This window comes from Zobellia roscoffensis (genome assembly GCF_015330165.1).
Taxonomy (GTDB): domain Bacteria; phylum Bacteroidota; class Bacteroidia; order Flavobacteriales; family Flavobacteriaceae; genus Zobellia; species Zobellia roscoffensis.
The window spans coordinates 1,410,581-1,424,967 of the sequence record NZ_JADDXT010000002.1; the positions used below are offsets into that span (position 1 = coordinate 1,410,581).

The 14,387-nt window shown below is 37.6% G+C and carries 10 protein-coding genes; 3 read left to right on the forward strand and 7 right to left on the reverse strand.

The window, feature by feature from the left end; translation table 11 throughout:
* Nucleotides 1-285: 285 nt before the first annotated feature.
* The 3 genes from mnmG to IWC72_RS06110 all read right to left on the reverse strand — a co-directional run bounded on the left by mnmG (nucleotide 286) and on the right by IWC72_RS06110 (nucleotide 6,105).
* A complete protein-coding gene (mnmG, locus tag IWC72_RS06100; RefSeq protein ID WP_194529173.1) occupies nucleotides 286-2,154 on the reverse strand; it encodes a tRNA uridine-5-carboxymethylaminomethyl(34) synthesis enzyme MnmG in 1,869 nt (622 codons plus the stop codon).
* Nucleotides 2,155-2,228: 74 nt separating this feature from the next.
* Entirely contained in the window at nucleotides 2,229-2,648 is a 420-nt protein-coding gene (gene ybeY, locus IWC72_RS06105; RefSeq protein WP_194529174.1) for an rRNA maturation RNase YbeY, read from the reverse strand.
* Nucleotides 2,641-6,105 carry a DUF4175 family protein gene (locus IWC72_RS06110; RefSeq protein ID WP_194529175.1) on the reverse strand — a complete coding sequence of 1,155 codons (3,465 nt, stop codon included), beginning with the start codon at nucleotides 6,103-6,105 and terminating at the stop codon, nucleotides 2,641-2,643. Before IWC72_RS06110 ends, ybeY begins: the two co-directional genes overlap by 8 nt.
* 131 nt (nucleotides 6,106-6,236) lie before the next feature.
* Between IWC72_RS06110 and gltX the strand changes: the two genes are divergently transcribed.
* Together gltX and IWC72_RS06120 are read left to right on the forward strand one after the other, a co-directional pair.
* A complete protein-coding gene (gene gltX / locus IWC72_RS06115) occupies nucleotides 6,237-7,745 on the forward strand; it encodes a glutamate--tRNA ligase (protein ID WP_194529176.1) in 1,509 nt (502 codons plus the stop codon).
* A gap of 170 nt (nucleotides 7,746-7,915) precedes the next feature.
* On the forward strand, nucleotides 7,916-8,842 hold the full coding sequence (locus IWC72_RS06120) for an SPFH domain-containing protein (protein WP_194525331.1): 927 nt from the start codon (nucleotides 7,916-7,918) through the stop codon (nucleotides 8,840-8,842).
* 79 nt (nucleotides 8,843-8,921) lie between these two features.
* On the opposite strand, the gene IWC72_RS06125 is transcribed toward IWC72_RS06120, so the two are convergent.
* The 4 genes from IWC72_RS06125 to IWC72_RS06140 form a co-directional block, all read right to left on the reverse strand.
* Nucleotides 8,922-9,134: a DUF6327 family protein gene (locus IWC72_RS06125; protein ID WP_194525332.1), complete on the reverse strand. Its 213-nt coding sequence runs from the start codon at nucleotides 9,132-9,134 to the stop codon at nucleotides 8,922-8,924.
* Nucleotides 9,131-9,481 (reverse strand): hypothetical protein, encoded by a 351-nt coding sequence (locus IWC72_RS06130; RefSeq protein ID WP_194525333.1) that lies wholly within the window; start codon nucleotides 9,479-9,481, stop codon nucleotides 9,131-9,133. The genes IWC72_RS06125 and IWC72_RS06130 overlap by 4 nt, the downstream gene beginning before the upstream one ends.
* A gap of 3 nt (nucleotides 9,482-9,484) precedes the next feature.
* Nucleotides 9,485-9,814, reverse strand: coding sequence for a YtxH domain-containing protein (locus tag IWC72_RS06135; protein WP_194525334.1), 330 nt, complete (start codon nucleotides 9,812-9,814; stop codon nucleotides 9,485-9,487).
* Nucleotides 9,815-10,226: 412 nt separating this feature from the next.
* Entirely contained in the window at nucleotides 10,227-11,909 is a 1,683-nt protein-coding gene (locus IWC72_RS06140) for a glutamine--tRNA ligase/YqeY domain fusion protein (RefSeq protein ID WP_194529177.1), read from the reverse strand.
* A 220-nt stretch (nucleotides 11,910-12,129) separates the two neighbouring features.
* On the opposite strand from IWC72_RS06140, the gene IWC72_RS06145 reads away from it, so the two are divergent.
* Nucleotides 12,130-14,385, forward strand: a complete 2,256-nt coding sequence (locus IWC72_RS06145; protein ID WP_194529178.1) for a T9SS type B sorting domain-containing protein — start codon at nucleotides 12,130-12,132, stop codon at nucleotides 14,383-14,385.
* Nucleotides 14,386-14,387: the final 2 nt, after the last annotated feature.

A 14,387-nucleotide genomic window follows, 5' to 3' on the forward strand; every position in this document is an offset into this window, starting at 1 on the left:
CTTTTAGATTGAAAAAATACTTCAACAAAAATCGAGCCCAAAGCAATTTTACCCTACCCCACTCGTTCTATACAAATAGAAAATTAAAAAGGATTTTCAAACAGTTCTTATCTAGAACCCGTTCAAAAACCCTTACGTATTATAATTTATAAACCTTTTAAAAATTCATGCTCTATAAGCAATAGCGTATACTAGCGTGTCTTTCTTTTTAATGTCTCCGTGCTATTCTTATTTAGAAACTTAGCGTGGAAATGACATATGTTCCACGTGGAACGTTCTCAAAAACTATCTTCCCAAGTACACTAACAACACACTTATATCCGAAGGATTTACTCCACTCACTCTAGCTGCCTGCGCGATCGTAACCGGCTGTATGGAATTCAATTTCTCTCGTGCTTCATACGACAAAGACTTCAATTTTGAATAGTCAAAATTAGCAGGGATTTTTACATTTTCAAGACGTAATAATTTATCCGCGTTGTTCTTTTCCTTGGCGATATATCCAGAATATTTAACTTGAATTTCTGTCTGTTCTAGCACCTCTCGGTCAAGATTATTATCTTCCACAAAACCCGAAACAGTTTCTAATTTAAGCATGTGCTCCATGGTTACTTTTGGTCTCGAAAAAACCTTGAACATCTTATCAGATTGCTTTACCAAAGCAGAATCTACACTCTCCAAAATAGGATTAATATCCTCCGGCTTAACGCTCGTTTCTTTAAAGAAATTTACAAAAGAATCAGATTTCTTCTCCTTCTCCTCCATCCTATCCAAGCGTTCTTTTTTGGCCAAACCAATATCAAAACTACGTGGAGTCAAACGCAAATCTGCATTATCTTGTCGCAGTAAAGTTCTGTATTCTGCTCTAGAAGTAAACATACGATACGGCTCTTCTGTGCCCTTTGTAATCAAATCATCAATCAAAACTCCTATATACGCTTCGTCCCTTTGAAGTATAAATTCTTCCTTTTCCTTGATTTTTAAATGAGCATTCATACCCGCCATTAAACCTTGAGAAGCAGCTTCTTCATACCCTGTGGTTCCATTAATCTGACCAGCAAAATACAGGTTCTCTACAAGTTTAGTTTCTAAGGTATGTTTCAATTGTGTTGGCGGAAAATAATCATATTCTATAGCATAACCAGGTCTGAAAAATTTAACCTTTTCAAATCCTACCACCGAACGTAATGCTTTAAATTGAACATCCTCGGGCAACGAAGTTGAGAAGCCATTTACATAAACTTCTACCGTATCCCAACCCTCAGGTTCAACAAAAATCTGATGACTATTCTTATCTGCAAAGCGGTTAATCTTGTCCTCTATAGACGGACAATAACGTGGCCCTATACTTTTGATTCTCCCATTGAACATAGGCGACCTATCGAAACCTTCACGCAACACATCATGAACCAATTCACTTGTATGAGTCATAAAACAATCACGTTGGGTAGTCAAAACGGGCGTTTGTAAATAGGAAAACTTCTCAGGTATTTCATCCCCAGGTTGTGGAATCATAACTGAATAATCTAAAGAGCGACCATCAACCCGTGGTGGTGTTCCTGTCTTCATACGACCACTTTCAAACCCCAATTGAAGCAATTGTTCAGTGATACCGGTTGCAGCTTTCTCTCCTGCCCTTCCACCACCAAACTGTTTTTCTCCAATATGGATAAGACCATTTAAAAAAGTACCGTTCGTTAGAATAACAGATTTAGACCTTATATCTATTCCTAAAGAACTCTTTACCCCAACAACTTTACCGTTCTCAATTAGCAATCCGCTAACCATTTCTTGGTAAAAATCAACGTTTGGTATATTCTCCAAAGCCAAGCGCCATTCTTCAGCAAACCGCATGCGATCATTCTGCGCACGCGGACTCCACATGGCAGGTCCTTTAGATTTATTCAACATTTTAAACTGAATAGCGGACTTATCCGTAATAATTCCACTTAAACCTCCAAGTGCATCTATCTCGCGAACAATTTGTCCTTTAGCAATCCCTCCCATAGCTGGATTACAGGACATTTGCCCTATGGTCTGTAAATTCATGGTAACCAAAAGGGTTTTGGAACCCATATTTCCAGCTGCCGCCGCTGCCTCCGCTCCTGCGTGACCACCTCCAACTACTATAACATCATACTCCTCTGCAAACATCTCTTATCCTATAAAATGTGATTATCTACTATACATACTCAAAACCAGAAACACATAATGTAACCGGCATACTCTTAATGTTCCACGTGGAACATTTTAATCTTTTCGTCTTCTTTGTGCCGCATTGTTTTAACTTCTAAATCAGATTTATCTTTAAATCCAAAAAGATGTAGCACTCCATGCGCCATAACTCTACGCATTTCTTCTTCAAAAGGAGTATTGAATTCCTTTGCATTCTCCTTCACTCTATCAACAGAAATAAAAATATCGCCACCAACACGCTTTCCCTCTGTATAATCAAACGTCAAAATATCTGTATAGGTATTGTGATTAAGATATTTTTCATTCATCTCGAGAACCTCTTCATCTGAACAAAAAACATAATCTATTTGACTCAATTCTCCTTCTTCAGAATCTATAACGGCTTTCAACCAATCTACATATTTATCCTCCGTTTCTAAAGCAAAATCCGTCTTATAGTGAAACTCAATCATCCGTTTTAAAATATTCTTTAACCTTGTTTTGAAAATTTTGGCGCAAAGGTAAGCTTTGTCTATTTAAAATCTCAATTTCATTGCGATAATTCTCTAATAATGAGGGTTTAGTAATAATAGGGTTTTGAAACTGATTGGTATTTGTATTACTCTCTCTTTCAGGTTTCTTACCTTGTTTCATAGCAGCATTCTCCAACTTCAACATTTCATACTGAATGTTATTAATCTTTGAATTACTCCGGTGTGTAACGCCATTTTCAAGAAGATCATTTTCAAAATCTTCCATTTGTTTTATAAGTTTTTGAGCCAACTTCTTATCTCCGGCATTCATCATGTCAACTAATTGCTGTTCCAATTGCTGACGCAACTTTTGTTGTTCCTTGTAAATCTCATAAACCTCCTGAAGCTCAGATTCCGAAAGTTGTCCTGAACCACCACCAGACTGACCTCCTTGTTCCTTTCCACTATTCCCCTTGCCATCTTTTCCTTGTCCCTGTTCTCCTTGACCATCGTCTCCTTGACCATCGTCTCCTTCACCAGCTTTTTGCCCTTCACCCTTTTTGGATTTTCCCTCTCCATCTTTAGAACCCTCCCCTTTGCCGCTTTTACCATCACCTTGACTGGGCTTTCCTTGTCCGGGTTTTCCCATACCATCCATTTTCTCCTTCAGCTCCTGCTGGCCCTTTATGATATCTGGAAGCTGAAAACCCTCACCCTCGCCTTCGCCCTTGCCAGACATCATACTCTGTTCCATATTATCTAAAATTTTAGCAAGAAAATCCGCTAAACTATTCGAGGCACTTAAAACATACTTTTGGTAAGATACTCCCTGGTATATTTGATTCTCAGCTATGCTCTCCAAAGTCTTATCCACATTATAATACACCTCAGTAATTTGCTCGTTAACAAACTCTGAAAGCTCTGCACGTCTGAGCGACAACGCAAAAAGGCTATCATCTACATGTTCAAATAGCTCCCGTAATTCTTGTTGTTTATGGATAGCATTGGAAAACTGTGGACTATCTGCATCAATATCTTCTAGACTGTCGTACAATAGTTCTTGCTTAAAGGAGAAAGTAATTAAATTATCTAAAATTTGTCTAAGCATTTCAGCATCTTCCGTAATGGAAGAATCACCACCACCACTAGCTGCTGATTGGCTCAATTGCTCGCTCATTTCCTTCATTTTCTGTGCGGCAGACTTTTGCTTCTTTGAGGCCTTTTTAGAAGACTCCTCCTTTTCCTCTGCATTAGAATTCTCCAATTCTTGCTTTTCGAGCTCTTTTAAGGCCTCTTCTTGCTCTTTCTTTACTTCTCCCTCCTTCTCTTTATTACGATCCAAATCTAGGGGTTTCTTTAATTCCTCATTATCCTTCTGGAGCTCGTCTAACTCTTCTTCTATTTCTTCGAATACCTTATTTAATTTTTCTTGTTTCTCCTTTTCACCTGATTTATCCGGAGTATCAGCTGCTTTCTCTTGTTCTTTGGCTATTTTATCCAAATCCCTAGCCAATTGATCTACCTTTTCGGTTACATAATACCGTTTGGTCAGTTCCAATAACTGCTCCAGGTTACGCTCCCCATTCTTTTGCTTTTTCCCTAATTCCTCTAATCGTTTAGAGAGCTCCTCCCTATTAATTTTATCAGCAATTTTATTGAGTTCTTCCAGCAACTTTTCGTTCTTCTTTGCCTGCAATTCCTGACGTTCCAAACGCTCTTGCAGTAATTTATTCATCTTATCATCACTGTTCAACTTATTGAGGTTCTCTTTAAGCTGTTTGCTGAATTTTTCCATCTGACTTTCCTGTTGCTGCTGCTTCTTAAGAAAATCCTTTATTTGGTTCTGCTCCGTGAAATTCAACTGATTTTTTTCCTTTTGTTCCTTATTTATATCATTTAGGTCTTCCTTCTGTTCTTTGAACTTCTCTAAAGACTTATCTAAATTGTTTATAAGGGATTGCTGGGATTCCAACTCTTTATTCCGTAATTGATCCTCATCTAATAAAGACAAAGAAAACACCTGAGATTTGGTAGCCTTGCCTTTGTGAATAGCATCATTATCTACCGCTACAAAATAAAAGCTATACTTTTTATCTGCCTCTAATTGCAGGCCTGAAGGAAACGTGTAATAAAACTGATCAAAATTAGAACTAGGATTACCCAACACTATAATTTGCCTGTTCTCTGGATCATCGTCAGCATAACAAACCAATTTAATACTGTTTAGTTTATAATCATCAGCGGCCTCTCCAACATAGTATCCTACATTAGGATTAAGTGTATCTAATACTTGCTTTACCTTTATTGAGGGATACGCATCTTTAACCACGGTAAACTTGTAACTTAATTTCTCATAATCCGATACATTCGTATTGGATGTTGTTACCTCATAATTCAAATCGTTATACACCCGTTTATGAATGCTAAAATCGTTTTCATTTTTTAAAAAATTCTGAACGGTATCGGCAGTAATTAATTTGATAACTTCAGTATTCTCACCTGAAACCACCCAAGTAACCTTGGTCCCTTCTGGAAATACAGCGTTGCCCGTACTTTTTAAGGTATCCGATGGTTTGCCTGTATAGTTTGGGTAATCCAACTTCACTTGAAAATCCTTTATTACAGGAGTCTTAAGAACATCCAATTTGTAATGCTTAGAACGTATTCCATTGCCCATAAAATGAAAATCAATAAACTTCAAAGGGGGCGTAAATGTATAATGGTACCTACCGTTATCTTCTTGTAAAATAGATTGTTTACCATCTATAATAATAAATACTGTTTCCGGCTTAACAACACCTTCAGTAGTCACTTGAAGCGAAAATTCCTTAGAATCCAATACACTTAACTCATTGGATAATAAATGAAACGAAAAAGGAGCCGGTGGCTCATAAGCCATGTTATAATTTACAACGCGATCTACAGAACCAAAAAAAGGTTTGAGATTACCCGATATGCCAATAACAAACACCACCAATGCCGGAATAACAAGGTATTTCAAATATTTTAAGTTATCCTTAAATTCTACTGCCTTCGTAAACGGCACTAAACGCATACGTTCACTCCTCTGTTCAATACTAGCCAACAATAATTCCGATTGGTTTTTGTCCTCTCCTAAGTCAATAAGATTATATAGCTTATCGCCTACTTCAGGAAAATGTTTGCCTATCAAAACAGAAGCTTCTCTGTTACTAATACCCTGTTTTAACCGAAACAGATAGAATAAAGGCGTTAGAATGTATTTGAACAATAAGGACAGCTCAATACACACAAATAGCACTAACAGCACTAAGCGGCCCGTAGAATTGAGCCAAAGCAGGTATTCAACACCAAGAACAACGAAAAAGAAGAGGGCGCCGAAGGCTACAAACAACAATATGCCCTTAATAAGCATTTTGGTATAGTACTTTCTGACAAAACCGTTCAGCTTTTGAAGTATGTTCTGATAACCATTCATAGATTGTAAAGATACAGAAAAAAGCACCTGAGCCCTTAGAACCTACCCTAAGCCCTTTATGCTGTGGTTTCATATGTTTACTTTGTGGAGATAAGGAGCTTTTTATACCTTTGCGCCATAAATTTTTAGCCATGAGCCAAAGAGTACGCGTACGTTTTGCACCAAGCCCTACAGGGCCATTGCATATAGGTGGTGTCCGCACTGCCCTATTCAATTATTTATTCGCCAAAAAGCACGGTGGAGACTTTATTTTGAGAATAGAAGACACTGATCAAAACCGGTATGTTGAAGGTGCAGAACAGTATATTATTGACGCGCTAAACTGGTGTGGACTTACTTTTGACGAAGGGCCTGGTATAAAAGGTGATTTTGGCCCCTACAGACAAAGCGAGCGTAAACACCTTTACAAACAATATGTTGAAGAACTAATAGCTAACGGAAAAGCGTATTACGCCTTTGACACCGCAGAAAAGTTAGATGCTCACCGTAAAGATCACGAGGCAAAAGGCAAAACCTTTATCTATAACTGGCACAACCGCTTAAAACTAGATAACTCCCTATCCCTAATGCCAGAAGATGTTCAAAAACGCCTAGATGAAGGTGAAGATTATGTGGTTCGTTTTTTAACGCCGCCAGATGAAAAACTACATTTAAAGGATATTGTTAGAGGCACTATTGAAATAGACACTAATGTTTTAGACGATAAAGTTCTTTTCAAAAGTGACGGAATGCCTACCTATCACCTTGCCAACATTGTAGATGACCATTTAATGGAAATTACACACGTTATTCGTGGTGAGGAGTGGTTGCCTTCTTTAGCACTACACCAGCAATTATACGATGCTTTTGGGTGGAATGCCCCTGAATTTGCTCACCTACCCTTAATAATGAAACCTGTAGGAAAAGGGAAACTTAGCAAACGTGACGGTGAAAAAATGGGATTCCCTGTATTTCCATTAAGCTGGAATGAATCTATTGGATACAAAGAAGAAGGTTATTTCTCCGAAGCTGTTGTTAATTTCTTAGCTCTTTTAGGCTGGAACCCTGGTACGGAACAAGAAATTTTTAGTCTTGAGGAATTGGTAGAAACGTTCAGCCTACAGCGGGTTAACAAGTCCGGAGCTCGTTTTGACCCTGACAAAACCAAATGGTACAATCAGCAATACCTACAGACCAAGTCCGATGCTGAATTAGCTAAATTATATGTCGATATTTTAAAACAGAAATCTATTTCGGTAGATGAAAAAGCAGATGACTATCTCGAAAAGGTGGTTGGATTAATAAAGGAACGCGCGGTATTCGTTGCTGACTTCTGGGATTTATCCGATTACTTCTTCCTAGCACCTACTTCATACAATGAAAAAGCCGTTAAAAAACAGTGGAAAGAAGGTACTCCTGAAAGTCTAAACCGTTTGGTATCAGTACTAAAAGGAATTTCAGATTTCTCATCTGAAAATGTTGAAACTACTGTTAAGGCTTGGATTGGCAAAGAAGAACTATCCTTCGGTAAAGTAATGCCACCACTACGTTTAGTGATTGTTGGTGATATGAAAGGCCCGCATTTATTTGATATCATGGCCATGATCGGTAAAGAAGATAGTATAGCTCGCATTCAAAAAGCAATTACCACTTTAGCCTAAAATTACAAGGGAATATACCTAACCATAAGCGCCTGAATAGTTCATTCTATTCAGGCTTTTTTTATGCCCGCAACAATCAAAACGCGACTAATGTAACAAACACAAGAAAATTACTACATATCAATAAAGCGTTTCGTAAATTCATTCCGTTAACTTAAACTTTAAAAATTATGGGCAGTTTTATTTGGATACCTATTCTATTCTTTGTCGTGGTGACTATTCTCTCCGGCGTATTTATTGTGAAACAGCAAACTGCGGTTTTGATTGAAACATTCGGGAAGTTTACCAGTGTTAGACAATCGGGAATTCAGTTTAAAATACCTTATGTACAGCGTATTGCAGCAAGAGTGAGCTTAAAAATTCAGCAATTAGACGTTATCATTGAAACTAAAACATTGGATGACGTTTTTGTAAAATTGAAAGTTTCGGTTCAATATGTAGTGATTCGGGAAAAGGTATATGATGCCTTTTATAAGTTGGAATATCCGCACGAACAAATTACCTCGTATGTATTTGATGTAGTACGTGCCGAGGTTCCTAAAATGAAGCTAGACGACGTTTTCGTAAAGAAAGATGATATTGCCATAGCCGTAAAATCTGAATTACAGGAAGCCATGTTAGACTACGGATACGACATTATTAAAACCTTAGTAACCGACATTGACCCAGATGCTCAGGTAAAAGAAGCCATGAACCGCATTAATGCCTCTGAGCGCGAAAAGATAGCTGCTCAATTTGAAGGTGATGCCGCTCGTATTCTCATCGTAGAAAAAGCAAAAGCTGAAGCAGAAAGTAAAAGATTACAAGGGCAAGGTATTGCTGACCAAAGACGTGAAATTGCTCGTGGATTGGAAGAATCTGTTGAAGTTCTAAACAAAGTAGGTATCAATTCACAAGAAGCCTCTGCCCTAATTGTAGTAACTCAACACTATGACACCCTGCAATCCATAGGTGAAGAAACTAACACCAATTTAATTCTATTACCTAATTCACCACAAGCAGGTAGTGATATGCTTAATAACATGGTTGCCTCATTTACTGCCAGTAATATGATTGGCGAATCCATGAAAAAAACACAACAAGAAAAGAAAAAGTAACCTCACTTTTGATTGTTTTTCCATACAAAAAAAGCCTCAGGAACAATGTTCTTGAGGCTTTTTTATAATTTCTTCAGAGTTAGAATTTTTTCATCAACTTTTTGGCAACCATAGAAAGTGTCAACTTCTGCAAAATACCACTAAAACCACCCAGTAAATTGGACGGATACAAGTTACTCTTAGTAATTTGAACCTGCATTTTAAGATTTTCCCGTTCTATTTCTTGCTGTAGTTTTAAGATTTTTAAATCTTGATCTATCTGTTCAAACGATGTGTATTTCTTTGGTATCATATCTCCTCAAAATAAAGTTCAGAAAAACGAGCCATTAAAGGTTTAACCAATGACCGGCGGAAAACAAAAATCAATATTCCCAAAATAACATAGGATCCTCCCACTATCAAGAAACCTAAAGCCGTATTCTCCAACTCCGCTCCTATCCAAAAACCCGCTGCTACGGACAGAAATAAAAGGGCCAATACTACGGCAATACCAATAAAAGCAGCTTGGGCAAAGCCCGTAACTCCTTTCATAAGCAATTTAAAGGCTTTTAACTTGTAAAACTCCGTGCTGCTGTCTAAATATGACTTAGCACTTGCCTCAGCTTCTGATATGCTCTCTTTTAGTTCATCAAATGCCATATACTATTTCTGTAATTGGGCGTTCTTTTTCTTCAATTCGGCCAATTTGTTCTCAAGACTCATAATAATATCATCCGCCTTATAGCTCATATTAGAAATTGTATCTTCTAATTTCTGTTCGAAATCTACTTTTTTCTCTTCGGCAGTTTTTGTTAACTCTTCCGTAGCCTGAGTGATTCTGTGTGTTAAATCATCTTTGGTCTTTAAAGCGTTCTTCTTAATTTTTTTTCTAGTCTTCACACCTTTATCCGGTGCATACAATATTCCTGCTCCTACTCCAATAATTGCTCCGGTAAGTACGGCCAACAAAACATTTCCACTATCGTTTGACATAATCTCTATTTTTTAAATTAATACTTGACTAAAATTACAAGGTGATATTTTCTCAGCTTTAATAAAATGAATAATACAAACCACCTTCTTATGTACACCGCAATTTACTGCATAGATCGAAACGATATTACCTCAATCGCTTCGAAAATTAACGTTTACATGATTTTAAGGGATATTTAACGCTTTTAAAGCCATTTTAGCCCCACAACCCACTTGAGTGGATATATTATATAGGGTTAGTCTGTAAAAATCATCTAACGGCACTAAACAAAGTCAATTTTAATATATAAACTCAATAGAAATTAAAATTTAAATAGATAAATTTTATAGAGTTTGATTTAACAGAAATCCACAAAAAACTCCTTAGAAACAAAATGTCTCTAAGGAGTTCATATACTAAGAAAAGAATTTTTTATTGTTTTTGAAGTTTAGCCCAAGTATCTCTTAAGCCAACCGTTTTATTAAACACCAATTTCTCACTAGTTGAATCTGGATCAACACAGAAATAGCCAATACGTTGAAATTGGAATCTCTCCCCAGATTTGGCATTTGCCAAACTAGGTTCTAAAAATCCAGTGATCACTTTCAAAGAGTCTGGATTAATGAATTCCATGAAATCTTTATCTTTATGTGTATCAGGACTTTCATCTGTAAACAAGCGATCATACAATCTTATTTCGGCCTCCAAAGCATGGGCCACAGACACCCAATGTAAAGTCCCTTTCACTTTTCGGAGACTTTCTTCTGTACCACTCCCACTCTTACTTTTAGGATCATACGTACATAGAATCTCTATAATATTCCCATCGGTATCTTTAGTACAGCTTTCTGCTTTGATGATGTAGCCCGATTTAAGTCTAACCTCACCCCCCAGTTTTAAACGGAAGAACTTACGATTTGCTTCCTCCCTAAAATCCTCCTTCTCTATGTATATCTCTCTAGAGAAAGGAACTTCTCGTATACCTGCGGATTCGTCTTCTGGGTTATTTTCTGTTTCCAATAACTCTACTTCGCCTTCCGGGTAATTTGTTATTACCACTTTTACCGGATCTAAAACACCCATTACCCTTGGTGAAACTTTATTCAAATGATCGCGTAAATGAAACTCTAAGAGAGAAACATCAATCAAATTATCTCGCTTGGCAATTCCTATAGTATCCACAAAATTACGGATAGACTCGGGTGTATAACCACGTCTGCGTAATCCTGATAAGGTACTCATTCTAGGGTCATCCCAACCTGTAACCACATTCTGTTCCACTAATTGTAACAACTTACGCTTACTAACTACCGTATGGCTAAGGTTCCTACGTGCAAACTCACGCTGTTTTGGACGTAATTTTTTCGTATCCGTTACTTCATCTAAAAACCAATCATAAAGTTCGCGGTGCATAGCAAACTCAAGTGTGCAGAAAGAATGTGATACCTGTTCTATATAATCGCTCTCACCGTGTGTCCAATCATACATTGGATAAATACACCAATCGGTTTTAGTTCTGTGATGCGATTTATGTAACACTCGGTACATTATTGGGTCGCGCATTAGCATGTTAGAAGAAGCCATATCAATTTTTGCTCTTAATACATGTGTTCCCTCTTCAAATTCACCATCTTTCATTTTTTGAAAAATAGACAAATTCTCTTCTACAGAACGATTTCTATAAGGACTGTTCGTACCAGATTGTGTAGGAGTCCCTTTTTGGATGGCCATATCCTCCGATGACTGCTCATCTACATATGCCTTTCCTTTGTTGATTAATTCAATAGCCCAATCATACAATTGTTGAAAATAATCAGAAGCATACCTTTCGGTATCCCATGTAAAACCAAGCCATTCCACATCCTTCTTAATAGCGTCTACATACTCCTGTTCCTCTTTGGCCGGATTGGTGTCATCAAACCTTAAATTAACAGGTGCATTATAGCGCAATCCCAGCCCAAAATTCAAGCAAATTGAACTTGCATGGCCTATATGTAAATAGCCATTGGGTTCGGGTGGAAAACGGAAGCGTAAATCCTCCTCAGAATAGCCATTTTTTAAGTCTTCTTCAACAATATGTTCGATGAAATTCAACGATTCAACTGCCTCGCTCATAGGGTTCTTTTTTAGTGCCACAAAGGTAAGTAAAATGCAGTAATCAGGAAGCTTTCAATCTTCATTCATACAAATTCTTGCATTTCACAACAATTTTATCATCCCCTACAACATTAAATTCCCTACGCGTGAATTATAAGTCATATTTGCTAATGTATTCTCATGTCATTTCCCAAATCTGACATTGAAACCTGTAGTAAACCCAAAACTACGCCTACTTATGAGACAGAAAAGAATCAACATTCCGCAAACAATTTTGACGGCACTTCTAGTGCTCCTCACAACACAAATCTCCGCACAGATTGCCTTACAGGCTCCAGTGCCAGCAGACAACCCAAATTTATCAGGAACAAACACCTGGCCAAGGGCATGTGCCGATACCGATTTCAATGAATTCTTTGTTTCCATAGAATGGGCTGGGGCTGCAAACTCAGACAACGAATTTATTTTAGAGTTATCAGATGCCAATGGTTCTTTTTCTAGTCCTTTAGAACTATCAACAGTTACTGACCAAAATAGTAACCCAGAATTTACAACAAGCTTTAGCCTTCCCACAAATACTAGAGGGGCAAACTATATGATGCGCGTTAAAAGCACAAGCCCAGCTTCAACAAGTCCAGCTTCACCAGGATACTCAATGTACTTTTTAGGTTTTGATACCAACCTACATATGAGTCCCAATGGAGATGGAACTACTCCAGGGAGCGTTCAGGCTTGTGGAAGTACACAAATCACCTTAACCGTTGATAACATCCCTTCTTCCGAGTTAAATACCTATCAGTATGCTTGGTATAGAAGTGGCACCAAACTTTCTGAAACCGGACCATCTATAGTAACCGATGGCACAGGTGAATATTTTGCTTTTATAGATTACGGTGATTGTACAGGGTCTGCAAATACAGAGTCCAACCATATTGTTGTTAATTCGGGTACAAGCACAGGAATTGCCATTAACCCTCCAGCGGCCACCGCATTATGTGCCGGTGATACAGTTGCACCTTTAGAAGCAAATGTACAAGATGGTAGTTACATATATACATGGTATAAAGATGGTGCAGAAGTACAAGCTTCCCAAACAGGAGGGTTTACCTATACTATTGATACCAACAATCCTGCTTTTGTAGGCGACTATACCGTTAGAGTACAAGGATCAGGAATATGTACAGAAACCTCTACTGCAATTACAATTACTAATGCTGGAGCATTTACGGTTACAAGAAACAATAACGCTAACATTGTAATACTACCATCGCAAACACAAACTTTAAGTATTACTACAAATGCCAACTCACCAACTTATGAATGGTTTAGAAATGGTACTCCAATACCTAGCTCAAACAATACATCCTTAACAGTTAGCCAGGCTGGCACCTATCATGCAGCAGTTACACAAACTGGAGGTACTTGCGCATCTACAACAATTAATTCTGAAAATACAGAGGTTGTTGCTCCAACAGCATTCAGAACTGAAATTTCATATGCCACTTCATATGAGTCATGTATCAGTACAAGTATAGCTTTAATTGCTGATAAAATATACGCTGTTTTAGGCGATGGAACTGAAGTAGACGTAACCTCAGATGTTGCTTCTTCTTTCACATACCAATGGCAAAAAGATGGTGCTAACGCAACTGGCGAAACCTCACAATCTATTAGTTTAACTAGCAGTGATGAAAATGGAGCATATACTGTTAATACAGAGCTTGGTGGAATGACTTCTACCTCTAATGAATTACCAGTACAATTAGGAAGTGCGGCAATTTCAATTAGTAGTACAAGTACGGTATATTGTAGCTCTTCCGATATAATTACGATATCTACTACAACAGATTTATCTTCTGAAACCTTTAGTTGGGAACTGAATGGAGAAGCCATTAACTCAACAGATGCATCTTTATCCGTCACCCAACAAGGTACATACCGTTTAATAATACAAAAAGGGACTTGTTCTCAAATATCTAATGAAATTAGTATAACCCCTCTTAATCCAGACCTAATTACCTTGGATATTGATGGCGATGTTATTTTCCCAGAAGGAAGTTCTAAAACCGTAAACGCTAGCGGAGGAACAGCTTACAGATGGTTAGATGCTAATAATATTGAAATTAGCGGTTCTTCTTCGGCCACATTTACTACTGAAGGTAACTACTTATTAATTGCCAATATTGATAACTGTGAAATTAGTAAACCCATTACAGTAACCTACTTAGACCTCTTTAATATACCTAACGTTATTACACCTAACGGTGATGGAGCCAATGACCAATGGATTATACCAAATTCATATTCTAACAAATCTGACGTTCGTGTTATTATATATAATGCCAACGGTGCGGAAGTACTTAACTCAACCAATTACCAAAATAACTGGCCAGAGTCATCAATGAGCTTCGCTAAACAAAACATGGTTTTCTACTATGTAATCAAAAACGATAGTGAAACATTGAAACAAGGTACTGTAACCGTTATAAGATAATC